The organism is Pseudomonas algeriensis (genome assembly GCF_048847255.1).
GTDB lineage: Bacteria > Pseudomonadota > Gammaproteobacteria > Pseudomonadales > Pseudomonadaceae > Aquipseudomonas.
Map to the genome: position 1 here is coordinate 19,986 of NZ_JBKKRK010000011.1, position 18,396 is coordinate 38,381.

General features: G+C 61.8%; 14 protein-coding genes and 1 pseudogene. 12 read left to right on the plus strand and 3 right to left on the minus strand.

What is annotated here, in order from left to right; translation table 11 throughout:
• Positions 1-356: 356 nt before the first annotated feature.
• Positions 357-710: a hypothetical protein gene (locus ACLK1G_RS17260; protein WP_420766523.1), complete on the plus strand. Its 354-nt coding sequence runs from the start codon at positions 357-359 to the stop codon at positions 708-710.
• Between the two features lie 229 nt (positions 711-939).
• On the opposite strand, the gene ACLK1G_RS17265 is transcribed toward ACLK1G_RS17260, so the two are convergent.
• A complete protein-coding gene (locus ACLK1G_RS17265; RefSeq protein WP_420766524.1) occupies positions 940-2,988 on the minus strand; it encodes a WG repeat-containing protein in 2,049 nt (682 codons plus the stop codon).
• Between the two features lie 283 nt (positions 2,989-3,271).
• Between ACLK1G_RS17265 and ACLK1G_RS17270 the strand changes: the two genes are divergently transcribed.
• The 5 genes from ACLK1G_RS17270 to ACLK1G_RS17290 all read left to right on the plus strand — a co-directional run bounded on the left by ACLK1G_RS17270 (position 3,272) and on the right by ACLK1G_RS17290 (position 8,583).
• Positions 3,272-4,297: a LacI family DNA-binding transcriptional regulator gene (locus tag ACLK1G_RS17270; protein WP_420766525.1), complete on the plus strand. Its 1,026-nt coding sequence runs from the start codon at positions 3,272-3,274 to the stop codon at positions 4,295-4,297.
• Between the two features lie 155 nt (positions 4,298-4,452).
• Positions 4,453-5,235 carry a sugar phosphate isomerase/epimerase family protein gene (locus ACLK1G_RS17275; protein ID WP_420766526.1) on the plus strand — a complete coding sequence of 261 codons (783 nt, stop codon included), beginning with the start codon at positions 4,453-4,455 and terminating at the stop codon, positions 5,233-5,235.
• Positions 5,228-6,238 carry a sugar kinase gene (locus ACLK1G_RS17280; protein ID WP_420766527.1) on the plus strand — a complete coding sequence of 337 codons (1,011 nt, stop codon included), beginning with the start codon at positions 5,228-5,230 and terminating at the stop codon, positions 6,236-6,238. The genes ACLK1G_RS17275 and ACLK1G_RS17280 overlap by 8 nt, the downstream gene beginning before the upstream one ends.
• A gap of 55 nt (positions 6,239-6,293) precedes the next feature.
• Positions 6,294-7,589: an MFS transporter gene (locus tag ACLK1G_RS17285; RefSeq protein WP_420766528.1), complete on the plus strand. Its 1,296-nt coding sequence runs from the start codon at positions 6,294-6,296 to the stop codon at positions 7,587-7,589.
• Between the two features lie 16 nt (positions 7,590-7,605).
• Positions 7,606-8,583, plus strand: coding sequence for an NAD(P)-dependent oxidoreductase (locus ACLK1G_RS17290; protein ID WP_420766529.1), 978 nt, complete (start codon positions 7,606-7,608; stop codon positions 8,581-8,583).
• Between the two features lie 1,193 nt (positions 8,584-9,776).
• Here the strand turns inward: ACLK1G_RS17290 and ACLK1G_RS17295 are convergent.
• Together ACLK1G_RS17295 and ACLK1G_RS17300 are read right to left on the minus strand one after the other, a co-directional pair.
• A pseudogene (locus ACLK1G_RS17295) lies at positions 9,777-10,087 on the minus strand (transposase); the annotation flags it as partial.
• Positions 10,088-10,510: 423 nt separating this feature from the next.
• Positions 10,511-10,879, minus strand: a complete 369-nt coding sequence (locus ACLK1G_RS17300) for a DUF6124 family protein (RefSeq protein WP_420766530.1) — start codon at positions 10,877-10,879, stop codon at positions 10,511-10,513.
• Positions 10,880-11,478: 599 nt separating this feature from the next.
• Here ACLK1G_RS17300 and ACLK1G_RS17305 point away from each other — a divergent pair.
• From ACLK1G_RS17305 to ACLK1G_RS17330, 6 genes are read left to right on the plus strand one after another with little or no spacing between them, the layout of a single operon-like run.
• A complete protein-coding gene (locus tag ACLK1G_RS17305; RefSeq protein WP_420766531.1) occupies positions 11,479-12,438 on the plus strand; it encodes an AAA family ATPase in 960 nt (319 codons plus the stop codon).
• 9 nt (positions 12,439-12,447) lie between these two features.
• Positions 12,448-13,392, plus strand: coding sequence for a DUF58 domain-containing protein (locus ACLK1G_RS17310; RefSeq protein WP_420766532.1), 945 nt, complete (start codon positions 12,448-12,450; stop codon positions 13,390-13,392).
• Positions 13,389-13,883: a DUF4381 domain-containing protein gene (locus tag ACLK1G_RS17315; protein WP_420766533.1), complete on the plus strand. Its 495-nt coding sequence runs from the start codon at positions 13,389-13,391 to the stop codon at positions 13,881-13,883. The genes ACLK1G_RS17310 and ACLK1G_RS17315 overlap by 4 nt, the downstream gene beginning before the upstream one ends.
• On the plus strand, positions 13,876-14,955 hold the full coding sequence (locus ACLK1G_RS17320; protein WP_420766534.1) for a vWA domain-containing protein: 1,080 nt from the start codon (positions 13,876-13,878) through the stop codon (positions 14,953-14,955). The genes ACLK1G_RS17315 and ACLK1G_RS17320 overlap by 8 nt, the downstream gene beginning before the upstream one ends.
• Positions 14,952-16,685 carry a tetratricopeptide repeat protein gene (locus ACLK1G_RS17325; protein ID WP_420766535.1) on the plus strand — a complete coding sequence of 578 codons (1,734 nt, stop codon included), beginning with the start codon at positions 14,952-14,954 and terminating at the stop codon, positions 16,683-16,685. Before ACLK1G_RS17320 ends, ACLK1G_RS17325 begins: the two co-directional genes overlap by 4 nt.
• The gene (locus tag ACLK1G_RS17330; RefSeq protein WP_420766536.1) at positions 16,682-18,319 is read left to right on the plus strand and encodes a BatD family protein; all 1,638 of its coding nucleotides are present in this window, start codon (positions 16,682-16,684) and stop codon (positions 18,317-18,319) included. Before ACLK1G_RS17325 ends, ACLK1G_RS17330 begins: the two co-directional genes overlap by 4 nt.
• Positions 18,320-18,396 lie beyond the last annotated feature (77 nt).

Sequence of the window (18,396 nt, forward strand, 5' to 3'; positions counted from 1 at the left end):
CTGGACGCGACCCGCAGGTCACATCCTTTTCTCACCTAATTGCAACGTAATGACCACCTGCAAAAAACACTCCGCGATGCTCTTTGCAGGTACACATCCGTTGCGCAGCTTAACGAGTGCGACAACGTGCCTGCTTGCAGCGCTGCGACATATTCGGTCATCGGCTAGCTCCCCCGCTCGCCAGGCATCGAACAACCCTAGGCTGTGTATGAAATGTGCGCGAGCACATTTCATACAGACCCTAGCAGTCCCAGGGCCAAACGGCACCCTGCGGTGGTAATCCAGCAGAAATTCGCCGGGACTGGCAGAATCCCGTTTTTGCCCCCGCAAGGCTCATCGGAGCCAGGAGCCTTCCCATGCAAATGACCACCGCCCTGCTGATCGCCAACCCATGCGATGACGAAGAAGACAACATGGCCATGCTCTGCTGCCACAGCGCCCAGGGCGAAATGTTCCTGATGACGCGCTATCCGGACGAAGACGAACTGGAGATAACCCTGGACGGCGAGCCCTCGACGCTGGACGGCGTCAAGGTCACCCTCAGCCCGACCCTGCTGAAACTCGAAATCGCCGCGACGGACGCCGATGCGCTCAATGGCGATGATGTGCTGGAAATAACCTTCGATCCCAAGGTGACGGACGTGGCGGAAGTGGAGCTGACCTTGCAGAACATCCTCAGGGGCACGGGGACCTATATAAGCCAGCTCTGACGCCCAAGGCGACCGCACCTCTGTGGCGAGGGGATTTATCCCCGCTGGGCTGCGAAGCGGCCCCCAAACCAGGCAACTCGGTGCGCCAGGAGGATTGAGTTCACTGCTTTAGGGCTGCTTCGCAGCCCAGCGGGGATAAATCCCCTCGCCACAAGATCAGTGCGCCAGCTGTTATTCGTCGTTCTGCACCAGATTGCCATCGGCGTCATAGGCCAGGTACTCGTCACTGTTATTCCGATCCCTCACGTAATAACGGGCCTCGTTGCCGTTCTCCGGCACTTTCATGCTGGTGTACGAACCGAGTTCCTTGGACAGTTTGTTTTCCGGGCTGATCAAGACCAACGAGGTACCCCCCACCGGCCCGGATCGCCGCTGCATAACGGGTCTGAAACGCGTTGATCTGGTCGTAATCCAGCGGCACTTTCAACCGCCCCGCCAGGTCGATGGCACCGTAGCTGCCATCACGTCCCACCACCGCCATACCGTTGGAGAACGGCGTCACTTCGTCATAGGGCAACTTGATCGGTAGCCGCGCGCCCTGGCGATCGATAAAAGCGAACTTCCTGCTTTTGGTGTCCTGCACCAGCAGCGGCTGCTGCCCCGCGAACCGACCAATCACGTTGTAGCCCTGAAGGTTGATCCGTCTACCTTCCAGGTCGAAAACATCCTCACGACTCCTATCGGCGGAGCTGGCGTAGAGCAGACCCACGCTGTGCTCGATGCCCGAGAATTGCGTCGGCAGGATCTCCTTGCCGTCCAGGGTATAAGCGCCGTACAGGCCTTCCATGAGATCAGTTCGCTTGCCAATACGGGCAATGAACAGGCTGTCCGTTACGGTGGGGTTGACGAATTTCATCGGCAACACGAACCGATGATGCCTGGCATCGTAGAGCCCATAAGGACCGTTGGTTTCACGCTCCACCAGCAGCAGGCCATCGCTCAGCGCCTCGGTGATGTGTTCGAACGGCAGGTCGACAAGCTTGTTGCTGCCGGCGGGGAAATAGGCCAGCTGGCTGCGCAACGCCTGCCACTGCGACTCTGGGTCGCTGGGCTTCTCCGGAAAAGACAACGTGTAGGTATCGGCTACCTGGGTATCTTGTACCTGCACCCAACGGGGCTTGATCAGCCACTGGCCGGCCTGGTCGATAAAGCCATAGCGCTCGGCCTTGCGGTCCAAGGCGATGTACCGCGCCTGAGCTGCCAGGACGTTGTCGACCTGGGTGAACTCAACGGTGTAGTCCTCCATCGGGTCGAGCACATGGATGACGATACGTTGCGGGGTGGCTTCAAATCGATAGTCGACCTCGGTGTTTTTCAATGGCCCCGCCTGAGCGGCCAGCGCCTCGCTCAGGCGTTCCAACTGCTGTTGCACCGCCTGGCCGGTCTTGAGCTGCTTGAAGTCGTCCTTGGCCTGCAGCAGCGCGTTGTAATAGTCGTGCAACGCCGCGATGTCGCCATCGGAGGGGAACGCCCGGGAGCTGTTCCCGTTGCTGTAGAGCGCCCTGCCCTTATCGTCCAGCCCCTGCACCACGAAAGTCGATAGTTTCGGCGTACTCAAGCGCACGGAGGCGCTGCCATCACCCAGGGCCATGAGCTGGAAGGACTGGCCGTCCAGGGTCACTTTCGGCTGATCCTTATCCAGCACCACTTTCCGGAACGCGGGATAACTGCGGTAAGCGACCGTCAGACCCAGACTCGCCAGCGGTTTGTTCACCGCAAGTGCGAAGGCATCATGAGACGCGATCATGTCCTCGGACTCGACCTTGGGCGGCGCCTTGAACTCGGCGAAGGTTTTTTCGCTGCCATCGCGAAAAACCAAGCGCTGCGGCAGATACTGCTCGGCCGTCGGCTCATCCGGCATGGCGGCGCGCTTCCAGAGCGGATCAAGCGTGCTGGTATCGAGCCGCACCTCAGAACCATCGGCAAACAGCCTCTGGGCAAAACGCAGGCCTTGGATCGACGCCAATTCAGCTTTCAACTGCGCGCTGGTGTACGGAACAAACAGCGACTCGTATTGCAACGGCTGCTCGCCGGCAGGCTCGCTCGTCGAGAGGGTCAGGCTCAATTGCACGTCACTGAGCCGCTCCAGGGACCTGAGGGTTTCACCGGTATCCTGGATCAAGTAATTAAGGCGCTTCTGCACCTCGGAAGGCGCCAGCGCGCTGATGTCCTCGATGCCCCCTTCATTCAGTTCTTCGGCGCCAAAACCTTCATCGACCGGCGCACCGCCGTGGCGAAGCCAATAGAAGGACGCACAACCCACCACCAACAGGGCCACACTCCGACAGCAATCTCAAACGAGGCTGGGTAAAGTTCATAGTGGCTTTGGCAGTCTAAGAGCTGGGAAAGGCAGGCAGCTAACCACACGGCCTGGCGCGCTGCAAATCGCCTGGCTGGCCCGGTTCTGTTGAAGGCCTGCTTGGATCGTCGCGTCTGTCCTAGTGATGCGAAGCACCGTCGGTCGTACCTGTGACGCGCCGCCCTTGACGACCGAATGAGTTCTGGTGTTTCCTGAAACCGGTTTCAGAGCCTCAATAAATCTAAAAAGCAGGTTTCAATCCGTGAATTCTTTCTCCGCCGCCCAGCGCAGCCGCGTGACCATGCTCGACGTCGCCGAACGCGCTGGGGTCTCCAAGGCCAGTGTCTCGCGTTTCATTGGCGAGGACCGCGCCCTGCTCTCGGAAGCCATCGCCCGGCGCATCGAGCAGGCGATCAGCGAGCTGGGCTACCGGCCGAATCAGATGGCCCGCGGCCTCAAGCGCGGGCGCACGCGCCTGATCGGCATGCTCGTGGCCGATATCCGCAACCCCTATTCGATTGCCGTGATGCATGGCGTGGAAACCGCCTGCCGGCGCCACGGCTACAGCCTGGTGGTGTGCAACACCGACCGCGACGATGAGCAGGAGCGCCAGCACCTGGCGCTGCTGCGCGCCTATAACGTCGAAGGGCTGATTGTGAACACGCTGGGTCATCACCGCGATGAGCTGGTCGAACTGCGCAGCGAGATGCCCATGGTGCTGGTGGATCGCAAGGTCGATCGACTCGAAGCCGACCTCGTCGGGCTGGACAACCCGGCCGCCGTCGAGATGGCCCTCGATCACCTCGAACAGCGCGGCTACCGCGACCTGCTGTTGGTCACCGAGCCGTACGATGGCACCAGTTCGCGGATCGAGCGGGTCGACAGTTTCAAGGCCAGCATCGAACGACGCCCAGCCCTGGCCGGCACCGTGGTGGAAACCTGCGATCAACTGCTCCCGCGCATCAAGACCTTTCTCGCCCAGCCGGACCGTGGCCCCAAGGCGTTGTTTTGCGCTAACGGTATCGCCGCGCTGGCTGCGACCCAGGCATTACGCGATTTGGGTTGCCACTTGTTCGACGATATCGGTTTGATCGCCCTCGATGACCTGGACTGGTATCCCTTGGTGGGCAGCGGCATTACCGCCCTCGCCCAACCCACCGCTGAAATCGGCGCCCGCGCGTTCGAATGCCTGCTCAAGCGTCTGCGCGGCGATAACGGGCCGGTGCAGACGCTGGATTTCTCGGCGCGGTTGATTGAGCGTGGGTCGACGCTTGGGAATGTTCGGTGATGGTGAGGGCCTTATCGCGAGCAAGCTCGCTCCCATAAGGGATTTTCAGTGTCGCGCGGACCTGTGGGAGCGAGCTTGCTCGCGATAGGGCCCTCCAGCACACCACCTAAATTTTTTTGACCAAAACTGAAACCGGTTTCAGAGGTACAACAACAATGACCAAACCAGCCGTTTCCATCAGCCTCTCCAGTTACGGCGCCGACCTCGTACGCCAGCATGGTCAAGGCAGCTTCATCGCCCTGCTGGCCGCCGCCGGCGCGTCGCGCATCGAATGGCGCGAAGAGCTGCTCACCACCGAACAACCCGCCGAACTGGCCGCTGGGGCGCGGGCCCAGGGGTTGGAAAGTATCTTTTCATCGCCGATCGAACTCTGGCTCCCCGGCCAGCCCAGGCCCAATCCCGCCCTGGCGTCCACCCTGCAACGTTGCGAAGCGTTCGGCTCGGCTTGGCTGAAGGTTTCCCTCGGCCACTTCACTGACTCCCACGATGTATCAGCCCTGGCGGATGCCCTATCGGCAAGCCCGGTGCAACTGCTGGTGGAAAACGACCAGACCTTGCAAGGCGGGCGGATCGAGCCCTTGCAACGCTTCTTCGCGGCGGTGGAAGAACGCGGGGTACCCATCGGCATGACCTTCGACATCGGCAACTGGCAATGGCAGGACCAATCAGCCACCGTGGCCGCCCGGCAACTCGGACGGCACGTGGCATATGTGCATTGCAAGGCCGTGGCCCGACGCGCCGATGGCAAGCTGGTCGCGGTGCCGCCAGCCGCGACCGACCTGCACCTGTGGGAGCAATTGCTCAAACACATGCCGGTCGGCGTGATGCGCGCCGCCGAGTACCCGCTAGAAGGCGATGACCTGCTGCAACTGACCGCTGAACATGTCGCCACCCTGTCCCGCCTGGGGCAATCGCGCCGGGAGGCCGCTCATGTCTGAGATCGATGTGCTGTCGTTCGGTGAAACCATGGCCATGCTGGTGGCCGACGAGACCGGCGACCTGGCGGCCGTCAACCAGTTTCACAAACGCATCGCCGGGGCCGACAGCAATGTGGCCATCGGCTTGTCGCGGCTGGGCTTTCAAGTCGCGTGGCTCAGTCGGGTCGGCGCCGACTCGCTGGGCCGTTTCGTGGTGCAGACGCTGGAAAAGGAAGGCCTGGATTGCCGTCACGTGGCGGTTGATCCGGCGCACCCTACCGGGTTCCAGCTCAAGTCCCGTACCGACGATGGCAGCGACCCGCAAGTCGAATATTTCCGGCGTGGTTCGGCGGCCAGTCACTTGTCCGTGGACTCCATCGCACCGCCATTGCTCGCCGCCCGTCATTTGCATGCCACCGGTATCGTGCCAGCGCTGTCTGTGACTGCACGGGCGATGTCCTTCGAATTGATGACCCGCATGCGCGAGGCCGGCCGCAGCCTGTCGTTCGACCCCAACCTGCGCCCGAGCCTGTGGTCCAGCGAAGCGACGATGATCAGCGAGATCAATCGCCACGCCGCCCTCGCCCACTGGGTCTTGCCCGGCCTCGGTGAAGGTCGGTTGCTGACCGGTTTTGACGACCCGGCCGACATCGCCGCGTTCTACCTGGACCAGGGCGCCGAAGCCGTGGTGATCAAGCTCGGCCCGGACGGCGCTTATTACCGCACCTCGCGTGACCAGGGATTCATCGCCGGCGTGCCGGTGGCCCGGGTGGTGGACACCGTGGGCGCCGGGGATGGCTTCGCCGTCGGCCTGATCAGCGCATTGCTCGAAGGCCGCGACATCACCGAGGCGGTACGGCGGGCGAACTGGATTGGCAGCCGCGCGGTGCAGAACCGTGGAGATATGGAAGGGCTGCCGACGCGCCGGGAATTGTCGGCTGAATTTGAAACCGCCCATCGCGAGCAAGCTCGCTCCCACAAAGATTCGAGTTACCCCTGTGGAAGCGAGCTCGCTCGCGATTGAATCCACCGCTAAACGCACCTGCTGCATAAAAACAACAAGCTCAGGAGTCAACGACATGCAAACGCTCAACCTCGCCACCCGCCGCTGGTGGTACATCATGCCCATCGTCTTCATCACCTACAGTCTGGCCTACCTGGACCGGGCCAACTATGGTTTCGCCGCGGCTTCGGGCATGGCCGAAGACTTGATGATCACGCCAGGGCTGTCCTCGTTGCTCGGCGCGCTGTTTTTCCTCGGCTATTTTTTCTTCCAGGTCCCTGGGGCGATCTACGCGCAGAAGCACAGCGTGAAGAAGTTGATCTTCGTCAGCCTGATCCTCTGGGGCTCGCTGGCGACCCTCACGGGCGTGGTCTCCAATGCGTATTGGCTGATCGTGATCCGCTTCATGCTCGGCGTGGTGGAAGCCGCCGTGATGCCGGCGATGCTGGTCTATCTCTGCCATTGGTTCACCCGGGCCGAACGCTCGCGGGCCAACACCTTCCTGATCCTTGGCAACCCGGTCACCATGCTGTGGATGTCGGTGGTCTCGGGGTACCTCGTCGAGCAATTCGACTGGCGCTGGATGTTCATCATCGAGGGCCTGCCGGCGGTGCTCTGGGCTTTTGTCTGGTGGCGCCTGGCCGATGATCGTCCAGCCCAGGCCAAGTGGCTCAGCGAGCAGGAGAAGAAGGACCTGGAAAGCGTGCTGGCCGCCGAGCAGGTCGGTATCAAGGCCGTGAAGAACTATGCCGAGGCCTTCCGCTCGCCGAAAGTGATCATCCTGGCGTTGCAGTTTTTTTTCTGGAGCATTGGCGTCTACGGGTTCGTGCTGTGGTTGCCGTCGATCCTCAAGGCAGGCCTGAAGATGAACATGGTCGAGGCCGGATGGCTGTCATCGCTGCCTTATCTGGCGGCAGTGATCGCCATGCTGATCGTGTCCTGGGCGTCGGACAAGGTCCAGAAACGCAAGCGTTTCGTCTGGCCGCCGCTGCTGATCGCCTCCATCGCGTTTTACGCCTCCTATCTGCTCGGAGCTGAACACTTCTGGTGGTCCTATGCCTTGCTGGTGATTGCCGGCGCCTGCATGTACGCGCCCTACGGGCCGTTTTTCGCCATCGTTCCGGAGATTCTCCCGGCCAATGTCGCGGGTGGCGCCATGGCGCTGATCAACAGCATGGGCGCGCTGGGTTCGTTCGGCGGCTCCTATCTGGTGGGCTACCTCAACGGTTCCACCGGCTCCACCGGCATGTCCTTCCTGCTGATGAGCGGCGCCTTGCTGCTGTCGGTGGTGCTGACCCTGGCCCTCAAGCCCGGCGCCAGCGACCGGGTCGTGTCCAAAACCGCGACGCCTCACGCGGCGCCTGTCCGTTAACGAATCGGGAACCCCTATGAAAAAGCACGTGGTGTTGTACAAAAAGCTGTCAGCGCAACTGATGGATCGCTTGCAGGCGCATGCCCAGGTCACCCTCATCGAAAACCTGGACGCCCAGGGCCTGGCGCAACTGCGCACCGCCCTGCCCAGCGCCCATGCCCTGCTGGGCGCGAGCCACAGGCTCGATCCGTCGCTGCTGGACCTGGCCCCCAACCTTGAGGCGATCGCCAGCGTTTCGGTGGGCGTCGACAATTACGATATCGATTACCTGACCGAACGCCGGATCCTGCTCACCAACACGCCGGATGTGTTGACCGAAACCACCGCCGACACCGGCTTCGCCTTGATTCTGGCAACCGCCCGACGCGTGGTGGAGCTGGCCAACCTCGTCCGCGCAGGCGGTTGGCAACAGAGCATCGGGCCCCGACATTTCGGCAGCGACGTCCACGGCAAGACCCTGGGCATCGTCGGCATGGGCCGCATCGGCGAAGCCCTGGCCCAGCGCGGGCACTTTGGCTTCGGCATGCCGGTGCTCTATCACAGTCACTCGCCCAAGCCTGCGGTGGAGCAGCGTTTCAATGCGCGCTATTGCGATCTGGATACGCTGCTGCAACAGGCCGACTTCATATGCCTGACCTTGCCGTTGACCGCTGAAACCGAAGACCTGATCGATGCACGGGCGTTTGCGCAGATGCGCCCTGACAGCATCTTCATCAACATCTCCCGAGGCAAAGTCGTCGACGAAGCGGCAATGATCGACGCCTTGCGCAACGGGCAGATCCGTGGCGCCGGGCTGGACGTTTTCGAGCGCGAGCCCCTGGACCCGGGCTCGCCATTGTTACTGATGGACAACGTGGTGGCGACGCCGCACATCGGCTCGGCCACCCATGAGACAAGGGAAGCGATGGCCTGTTGTGCCGTGGACAACCTGCTGGCAGCGCTGGCGGGTGAGCGGCCGATGAATCTGGTAAATGCAGGGGTTTGGAAAGGCTGAGTCTCAAGTCGTCAATTCTATCGCCCTCACGGGCAGACTCGCATAGTTCGTCGGTGTTATTTCTGAACTTACGCCTCCCTACTTTTCACCTGTTGAGGCGCAAGACTGGAATCCGGTGCTGGAACAGGCCTCCTGGGGCCCGGCGCAACGCTTGCTGTCGCCGCTGTAAGGTCGGAGCGGTGCCGTTGCAGTGGGCTTTGGCGGCTACGAAGTTGGGGGTTCATCCGCCACAGCGGTGGTGAATTCGAAATTGCCTCGCGGGCAGGCCACTCTCATCACACAAAAATTAATCCATTGATTTCAAATAGAAAAAATCACGCCATTCTTACCAGATCCATACTTATGACGGTGCAGAGGGCCTGATGCAAGTGTGCTTGTTCCGGCGCCGACCGATGAGGACTGCGCTGGATTTTGGTGGCGGGCTGAGGCGCGTTTTGACGAACGGGCAACAGCTCCGCTGCTTGACCGATAAGCTTTAACTATAAAACTTATTGCAAAAGCGTATAAAACCTGTCAGAACTGACAGTAGATAAACACTCTGAAAAAAACTACTGTTTATACGAAAGCCGAGATCTTAAATCGACTTTCACATAGGCGAGAATCGAAATTACAAGTTGTTTTTTGTATATTTCATATTTCACTGCAAATTTTAATTTGGAGAAACAAATGGCTATGGATCCTAGAACCGCACCTATAATTAAAAACCTAACTAACAACAGTGTTACGGGCCCGACTCCGACAGTTATAGGGACGGGCGTTGAAAGCGCGACCCTTCAACTTTGCGAATCCGGCTATGGTACTCTGCTCGCGCAGACTACAACCGATTCTAATGGACATTGGAACGTTGGCTTAACTATCGGCCGCCCCGTTACAGTAACCGCTCGAACCATTAAGAATGGCGTTGAGTCGGCCTGGAGTACGTCGTACACCATCAGCCCTAATTAAAGATAAAACAGAGGCGGTTTTTTGTATTCGCCTCCCCTCAAGTTTTAGACTTTTTCTTTTTACTCAGAAATATTCTTTTTAACGCCCACTCAACCGCTCTAGGGATGGTCTGAAATAGCCGGATATTTTCCGGCTATTGAACCGTCAGCACTTTTCAAAAAACGACCCGTGTCATAATTTGATCCATTCTCTTCATTTTTCAGCCCTTCCGGGCGCAGCAAGGCGCTTCGCAGCGCTCATTTGCTGTACTACATGCGCACCTCTCCTGTGCTCGCCAATAATATCGACGTGCCATCCATAGGTTTGACAGGGCGAACAACGTCACCATCTGAGCAGTGTTCTTGGCCAACCCTCGAAAGCGCACCTTTTCATAACCAAACTGGCGCTTGATCACCCGAAACGGGTGCTCGACCTTGGCGCGAACATGAGCCTTGGCCTTCTCGATCGTGCGCACCGCTTTGTACAAGGCACTGTGTTTTCCATGTTTTTTGTAAGTGCTGCGCCGGGCTGCAATCTGCCAAATAACCTCACGCCCCTCGTGCTCTTCGCGCTTCTCGATTCGACGTTTTCGCCGGGCAGGGGCTGATATGTGTCACCCATGACATTGACCACCTGCATCGGTTTGACCGGGTCATTGTGATGCATGACGGGGCAATCGTGGAGGATGGTCGCTGGCTGGATCTTATCGACAGGCCAGCAATCAAGCTGCTGGTGGATGAGATTCGGATGCAGAACTAGCGAAATAGGGTGCTGGATCTGCTGCCGTCATCGTCGGATCGCCGCCGGAGCAGGCTCGCTCCCAAGGTTTTGCCGTTTGCCCAAATTTAAGGAATGACACAAGTCCCTTGTGGCGAAGGAGCTTGCTCCCGTTCGGCTGCGCAGCAGTCGCAGGCCCGGCGGGCGCGGTGTGTATGGGGAACCGCGCCGGCTCGGTTTGGGGCTGCTGCGCAGCCCAGCGGGAGCAAGCTCCCTCGCCACGGGGTTATGTCGGCTGACGGGTTTCGATGTTGTCCAGTGCACGGTTCGCCAGCAGGCTGCCCAGTTCGATCAGTTGCTGAATGCCCAGGAGGAAATGCCGGCGTGAACCGTCCAGGTCGAAAGCCAAGTCATTGGCCATGGCATTGGCCGAAGCCAGGGTTTCGCTGAGGTAGGCAAGCAAGCTTTCGGTGTCGATGTCTTTGTTGACGGTAAAGAGTTGGCCGGGGGCAGGTTCTGCTCCGGGTTTGGCCGGTTTGCGTTTTAGGTAATGGTCGAGGACTCGGTCGGTGACTTCGTCGTGTTTTTGGGACTTGGTTTTTGGGCGCGGTGAGGACGAATCGGTGTTCGGTGGGTTGGGCGTTACTTTGAACATAGATGAAACTCCAGATTAGAAAATTGGAGCCATCTCTCTCGCTACCAAACGAAGGGAGGTGGCCATACGAAGGTTGGTAGACCGGTTATCTGGCAACCCGGCGCGTCCAAGGACGCCCTGCGCATGACCACCATAAAACAGAGGACGAAAAGCCCCCTATATCAGGCTGCACCTGCGCCAGAAAACCGGGCTACCAAACCCGATCGCTGATTCCTCAACGACCCGGAAACGATAGAACCTGCCTTACAAGCGCACAAGCCGGCGGATTCTGGCGCAGTCGTAGGCAATGGCGCAAGACAACGTAGCCTGTTCCAGAGCACTCCTACGTCCGGATAAACACCCCTTCATTTTGAGAGTGCGTTGCACTGGAGCGCCAGCCCGGTCAAGCGGGAGCAAGCTTCCTCGCCACGGGGTAAGTGCGCCTGTCCGGGTGGGATTCTTGGCAAGCAAACCCACCCCCCAATGTTTCCAAGCCGATCACAATTCACACGGCCGATCAAAATCCCGTTAGTCGCCACCCCCCGCCATGCATTAAAGTAACGCCCCCAGCCCCGGCGTTATCCGAACGCCTGGGCCACCCTTTCCAGGAACAGTCATCGATGGAACATCGTGAAGCGCTGCTGGCGCTGCGAACCTTTCTTTCTACGCAGATTCTCGGCCAGGAAAAACTCATCGAGCGCCTGCTCATCGCCTTGCTCGCCGATGGGCATATGCTGGTGGAAGGCGCGCCAGGGCTGGCGAAGACCAAGGCGATCAAGGAGCTGGCCGAGGGGATCGAAGCGCAGTTCCATCGCATACAGTTCACCCCCGACCTGTTGCCGGCCGACATCACGGGCACTGAGATCTATCGTCCCGAAACCGGCAGTTTCGTGTTCCAGCAAGGGCCGATCTTTCACAACCTGGTGCTGGCGGATGAAATTAACCGGGCCCCGGCCAAGGTCCAGTCCGCCTTGCTCGAAGCGATGGCCGAGCGGCAAGTCAGCGTCGGGCGCAGCACTTATGAACTGTCGCCGCTGTTCCTGGTGATGGCGACACAGAACCCGATCGAGCAGGAAGGCACCTACCCCCTGCCCGAAGCCCAACTCGACCGATTCCTGATGCACGTCAAGATGGGTTTTCCCGACGCTGCGGTGGAACGCCGCATCCTGCAACAGGCCCGAGGCGAGGCACTGAACGGCGAGACCAAGCCGGAGCGGCGCGTCAGCCAGCAGGCGATCTTTTCGGCGCGCAAGGAAATCCTCGGGTTGTACATGGCCGATGCCGTGGAGGAATACCTGGTGCAACTGATCATGGCCACCCGCAACCCGGCCAAGTTCGATCCGGAAATGGCCGAGTGGATCGCCTACGGCGCCAGCCCACGGGGCTCGATTGCACTGGATCGCTGCGCCCGCGCCCACGCCTGGCTGGCCGGGCGTGACTTCGTCAGCCCGGAGGACATCCAGGCCGTGCTGTTCGACGTGCTGCGCCATCGCATCATCCTGTCGTTCGAGGCCGAAGCCGCCGGCATCGATCAGGACCGGGTCGTGCAGCGGATTCTCGACGTCGTCGCCGTCGCTTGAGTATCGACAATGAATAACCCACTGGCGCCCGTCCCGGGCATCCGCGTCAGCCTTTCGGAGCTGATCGAGATGCGCCATCGCGTGCGCGAAGTGCAGTTGTTCTCCACGCCCGGCCAGCGCAGCCCACTGATCGGCCTGCACCATTCCAAGCTGCGCGGGCGCGGGGTGGATTTCGATCAGGTGCGGGTCTACCAGGCCGGCGATGACGTGCGCACCATCGACTGGCGGGTCACCGCGCGGACCCAGGAACCCCACACCAAACTGTTCCACGAAGAACGCGAGCGGCCGATCTTCATCATGATCGAGCAGAGCCACCGCCTGTTCTTTGGCTCCGGGCTGATTTTCAAGTCGGTGCTGGCCGCTCGGGCCGCAAGCCTGATCGGCTGGGCCGCGCTGGGGCATAACGACCGGGTTGGCGGACTGGTATTCGGCAACAACGCCCATTACGAAGTCAAACCACGGCGCAGCAAGCAGAGCCTGTTGCAATTGCTCAACCGTCTGGTCCGGGTCAATCAGTCCCTCCAGCCCGACGGCGAGTCGGACCGCGACTCTTTCGGCGTTGCCTTGCGCCGGGCCCGGGAGGTGCTGCGCCCCGGCAGCCTGGCGATCATTATTTGCGACGAGCGCGCCTTGTCCGACAGCGCCGAGCAGCAGCTGACCCTTCTCTCGCGCCATTGCGACCTGCTGCTGTTGCCATTGTCCGACCCGCTGGATCACGCCCTCCCCGCTGCCGGATTGCTGCGTTTTGCCCAGGGCGGCGAGCAACTGGAACTCGACACGCTGAACCTGGAGTTACGCCAGACCTATCGCGCCAAGGCCGAAGCACGGCTGGAGCGCTGGGAGATGTTGGCCCAGAAGCTGCGGATCCTGATGCTCCCCTTGAGCACTCAAGGCGACATGGTCGAACAACTGCGTGAGTACCTGAATCCCAAGCGCCCGGGGAAAGCCCGATGAGCAGCCTGGATCAGTTGCAGCCACTGATGGCCCCGCCTCCCATCGGATTCTGGCCGCCCGCGCCGGGCTGGTGGCTGTTGCTGTTGTTACTGCCGATGCTGGGCCTGGGCTTGTGGCAGTTACGCCGATTCATCCCCATCAAACGCAGCAGCGCCCGGGCCGAACAACCGCTGGACCCGGTGCGTCTGGCCGCACTGGCCGAGCTCGCGCTGCTGCCCAAGCCCTACGACGGCGCACCGGCCGGCGCCTGGTTGCAACAACTCAACGGGCTGCTCAAGCGCTTGTGCCGCAATCACTATCCGTACAGCCAGAGCCACACACTCAATGGGCGCAAATGGCTGGCCTTCCTCGATAACCGCTGCCCGGCCGCCGGCCTGACCCGATGGATGATTCTCGTGGAGGGCGCCTACAAACCCGAATGCAAGCTCGATGACAAAGCCATCGCCGGCCTGACCCAAGCCGTCGAAATCTGGATTCGCAAACATGTTTGAATTCGCCTGGCCGTGGATCTTCGTCCTGTTGCCGCTGCCCTGGCTGATGCGCCTGGTGCTGCCGGCTGCAGACAGTGGCGAGCCGGCGCTCAAGGTCAGCTTCCTCGATGAACTCGAAGGGTTGGTGGGCCGCCGGGCCCGGGCCAATCTACCGACGTGGCGCCAGCAGGCCCCCTTCATCCTGCTTTGGCTCCTGTTGTTGATCGCCGCCGCCCGCCCGCAGTGGCTGGGCGAGCCGTTGCCGATCGCCGCGAGCGGTCGCGACCTGCTGGTGGCGGTGGATGTGTCGGGGTCGATGGACTTTCCCGACATGCAATGGAAGGACGAAGACGTCAGCCGTCTGGCGTTGGTCCAGCGCACGCTCGGCGATTTCCTCGAAAGCCGCGAAGGTGACCGGGTCGGCCTGATTCTGTTTGGCACCCAGGCGTATCTGCAAGCGCCCCTGACGTTCGATCGCCACACCGTGCGGCGCTGGCTCGACGAAGCGCGCGTAGGCATCGCCGGCAAAAACACCGCCATTGGCGACGCCATCGGGCTGGCCCTCAAGCGCCTGCGTCAACGCCCGGCGCAGAGCCGAGTATTGATTCTGGTGACCGATGGCGCCAACAACGGCGGCGAGATCGACCCGCTGACCGCCGCGCGGTTGGCTGCCGATGAAAACGTGAAAATCTATCCGATCGGCGTGGGCGCCGATCCGGAACAAAGTGGCACCGCCGGGTTCCTGGGCGTCAACCCGAGCCTGGACCTCGACGAAGCGACACTCCGAGAAATCGCCCAGGTGACCGGCGGCCAGTATTTCCGGGCCGAAGACGGCGAGCAACTGCAGGCGATCAAGACAACGCTTGACCAGCTCGAACCGGTGTCCCAGCAACCGACCCAGGCCCGCCCGGCCCACGCGCTGTATCAGTGGCCGCTAGCCGTCGCACTGGTGTTGAGTATGTTGCTGGTGGCACGGGAGCGCTGGCCGGACAATCCATTGCAGCGCCTGTTCACCCAGCCGCTGTTTCAACCCGCGCACCCTTCCGAATGGCGCCAGCGGCTCAAGCGCCTGCGACTGCGGAGGCGCCGATGATCGCGCTCTGGCCGCACTGGCTGCGCCCCGGTTTCATCCTGCTGCTGCCCTTGCTGGGCTGGCTGCTCTGGCAACTGTGGCATCGGCAGAAACGGGTGGGCCGTTGGCAGATGATCCTGCCCCCGGCATTCCATGGGGTGCTGCTCAGCGGCGGCAGCGGAAGTGAAAGCAAACTGCCCTGGATTGCCCTGGGCCTGGGCTGGCTGCTGATGGTGCTGGCCTTGCTTGGCCCCAGCTGGACACGGGTCGAGCAGACCAGCCAGAAACCCGCCGATCCGCTGGTGGTTATCCTCGAACTGACCCCGGAGATGCTTGCCACCGACGTCCCGCCCACGCGTTTGGAACAAGCCCGTCGCAAAATACTGGACGTGCTGCACAACCGCAGCGACGCCCAGACCGCGATCATTGTCTACGCCGGCAGTGCCCACACCCTGGTGCCGCTGTCCGATGACCTGGCCACCAGCGCCAACCTGCTCGAAGCCCTGCTGCCATCGATCATGCCCCAAGGCGGCCACCGCGCCGACCTTGCCGTCAACAAGGCCATGGCCCTGCTGGACCAGGCCGGGCTCGGCCACGGGCGTATCCTGCTGATCGCTTCGTCGCTGAACGAGCAGGAACGCATGGGCATTCGCCAGGTCCTGGACGGTTCCGCCACCCGCTTGCTGATGCTGGGCATTGGCACCCGCGAAGGCGCGCCGGTGGCCCAGGACGACGGCAGTTACCTCAAGGACGCCCAGGGCGCTATCCTCGTGCCGCGCCTGGACAGTCCGAGCCTCAAGTCCTTCGTCAATGAGCTGGACGGCCGTTACCGCGCCACGCATGTGGACGACAGCGACCTGCGCGGCCTGGGCCTGATGGACGCACCGCGCCAACTGCGCAGCGATGGCCAGACATTGCGCCTGGACACTTGGGCTGACCAGGGTTATTGGCTGCTTCTGCCGCTGTTGCTACTGGCGGCGTGCGCGGGGCGGCGCGGCTGGCTTTTCTGCCTGCCGCTGCTGTTCGTCCTGCCGCAAACGGGCCATGCCTTCGAATTCCAGGATTTGTGGTTGCGTCCCGACCAGCAAGGCCAGCACCTGCTCAAGCAAAAACGCCCGGCCGAGGCCGCCGCCCGTTTCGAGGACAGGCAATGGCAAGGCGTCGCCCTCTACGAAGCCGGCGAGTACAGCGAAGCGGCTCGGCGATTCGCCGAAGGCAACGACGCCCGCTCCCACTACAATCGCGGCAATGCACTGGCCCGCAGCGGTGAGCTGGAGGCGGCGATCGATGCCTATGAGCAGGCTTTGGAGTTGCAACCGGACCTGCGTCCGGCGCAGACCAACAAAGCCCTGGTGGAAAGCCTGCTCAAAGAACAGACTGCGCCACCGGACGAGCCCGAACCTGCCGAAAACCAGGAACCGCCTCCCACGGAGCAACCGCAGGAGACCGACAGGCCCAGCCAGTCGTCCGAGCAGGGCCACCCCTCCTCCGAAGCGACAGCCACGCCGGACGACTCCCAGGCGTCCGAGGCCCCACCGCCCGGCGCCCAGGATGTGCCGGGCAGCGAGTTGCCCGACGAGCAGACCACCACCCCGCCGCTTCGCCCGGCCGCGGGTCAACGCAACGAAGAAGAACAACGCCAGGCGCTGGAACAATGGCTGCGCCAGATCCCGGACAACCCGGGTGAGCTGCTCAGGCGTAAATTCTGGTATGAACAGCAAAGCCACCAGGCCCAGGAAAAAGATCAATGACCCGCTTCACCGTCTACCTCCTCGCCTTGCTGCTCTGGACTGCCGGGATCCAGGCTGCGCAGTTGACTGCCAGCGTGGATCGCAGCCGCCTGAATTCGGGGGAGACCGTGGAACTGACGCTGGAATCCAACGACGCCACGCTGTTCGGCAAACCCGATCTGAGCCCGCTCCAGGAATTGTTCGACGTACGAGGCACCCGCCAGGTCAACCAACTGACCACCCTCGACGGCGAGAATCGCGCCACGACCCGTTGGATCGTCACACTGCTTCCCCGCCAGAGCGGCACCGTGGTGATCCCGGCCCTGAAATTGGGGGAAGTGACCAGCCAGCCGATCACGTTGCAGGTGATCGAAAGCGAAACCCGCAACGCTTCCGGCACCCTCGCACCGGTGTTCATCGAAGCCAGCCTCGACCAGGCCGAAGTGTACGTGCAGGCCCAGGCGATCCTGACCTTGCGCATCTACCATTCGGTGTCGCTCTACGACGACAGCAGCCTGACACCCTTGCACATCCCCGATGCGCGCACCGAGCAACTGGGCGAATCGCGCACCTACGAGAAAGTCATCAATGACGTGCGCCACGGCGTGATCGAACTGCGTTATGGCATTTATCCGCAGCGCAGCGGCGAGCTGGCGGTCCCGGCCCAGACCTTCAGCGCCACGCTGGTCGAACCCACCGCCCAGGGCGGCGCATCGCCCGTCGCCAAGCCCGGCCAACTGATGCGCGTAAGCTCCACGCAGTTGCTGCTGACCGTCAAGCCAAAACCCGCCAGCTACCCGGCCGACCTTCCCTGGCTGCCGGCCCGCAGTCTGTCCTTGAGCGAAAGCTGGAGCCCGGAACCGACCCACAGCCAGGTCGGCGACTCATTGACCCGCAGCTTGACCCTGGAAGCCGAGGGTCTGACCAGCGCCCAATTGCCGCCACTGCCTGCTACCGAAATCAACGGCCTGCGCCGTTACCCCGACCAGCCGGTGCTGAGCAGCCGCAGCAGCGAACGTGGCCTGGTGGGCAGCCGCGAAGACCGCGAGGCACTGGTGCCCAACCGCAGCGGCACTATCGAGCTGCCGCCGGTTGAAGTGGTCTGGTGGAACACGCTGGAAGATCACCTGGACCGCACCAGCCTGCCCGCGCGCACGCTGCAAGTGGCGAACAATCCAAGCTTGATGGTCGACACGCCGGCGGGCACTGCGCAGATCGTCACGACCGTCGACAGCGAGACACTTTGGTATTGGCAGTTGAGCACGCTCATTCTGGCGTGTACGACGCTGCTCGGTTTCGGCCTGTGGTGGCGCGCCCGCTGGCAACCCGCCGTCCTGCGCTCGACCCAGGCCGGGCCAAGCCCGCGCACCCTGCTCGATGACCTCAAGCGTGCCTGCCTGGCCAACGACTCGCACGCTACTCGCCAGGCATTGGACGCCTGGGCCCGGCAGCAACCGGAAACCCTGGCCGACATGGCGGCGCGTTTCGTGCCGCTGTCCGATGCCCTCGACGGCTTGAACGGCGCCCTCTACAGCGAAACCGGCCAATATTGGCAAGGCGAAGACCTGTGGCGCGCCATCCGCGCCATTCCGCCGCTCGAGGGAACGCCGGACGCGGCGGGTGATTCCAGCTTGCCGCCGCTTTATCCCAAATAGCCGGGATGTTGGAAGCTGTTGTGGCGAGGGAGCTTGCTCCCGCTGGGGCGCGAAGCGGCCCTGAATCATCAATGCAA

Excerpts from the sequence above, each read along its gene's own strand:
- ACLK1G_RS17260 (WP_420766523.1), top strand. The coding sequence starts at position 357 with ATGCAAATGACCACCGCCCTGCTGATCGCCAACCCATGCGATGACGAA.
- ACLK1G_RS17275 (WP_420766526.1), top strand. The coding sequence starts at position 4,453 with ATGACCAAACCAGCCGTTTCCATCAGCCTCTCCAGTTACGGCGCCGAC.
- ACLK1G_RS17280 (WP_420766527.1), top strand. The coding sequence starts at position 5,228 with ATGTCTGAGATCGATGTGCTGTCGTTCGGTGAAACCATGGCCATGCTG.
- ACLK1G_RS17285 (WP_420766528.1), top strand. The coding sequence starts at position 6,294 with ATGCAAACGCTCAACCTCGCCACCCGCCGCTGGTGGTACATCATGCCC.
- ACLK1G_RS17290 (WP_420766529.1), top strand. The coding sequence starts at position 7,606 with ATGAAAAAGCACGTGGTGTTGTACAAAAAGCTGTCAGCGCAACTGATG.
- ACLK1G_RS17300 (WP_420766530.1), bottom strand. The coding sequence starts at position 10,879 with ATGTTCAAAGTAACGCCCAACCCACCGAACACCGATTCGTCCTCACCG.
- ACLK1G_RS17305 (WP_420766531.1), top strand. The coding sequence starts at position 11,479 with ATGGAACATCGTGAAGCGCTGCTGGCGCTGCGAACCTTTCTTTCTACG.
- ACLK1G_RS17310 (WP_420766532.1), top strand. The coding sequence starts at position 12,448 with ATGAATAACCCACTGGCGCCCGTCCCGGGCATCCGCGTCAGCCTTTCG.
- ACLK1G_RS17315 (WP_420766533.1), top strand. The coding sequence starts at position 13,389 with ATGAGCAGCCTGGATCAGTTGCAGCCACTGATGGCCCCGCCTCCCATC.
- ACLK1G_RS17320 (WP_420766534.1), top strand. The coding sequence starts at position 13,876 with ATGTTTGAATTCGCCTGGCCGTGGATCTTCGTCCTGTTGCCGCTGCCC.
- ACLK1G_RS17325 (WP_420766535.1), top strand. The coding sequence starts at position 14,952 with ATGATCGCGCTCTGGCCGCACTGGCTGCGCCCCGGTTTCATCCTGCTG.
- ACLK1G_RS17330 (WP_420766536.1), top strand. The coding sequence starts at position 16,682 with ATGACCCGCTTCACCGTCTACCTCCTCGCCTTGCTGCTCTGGACTGCC.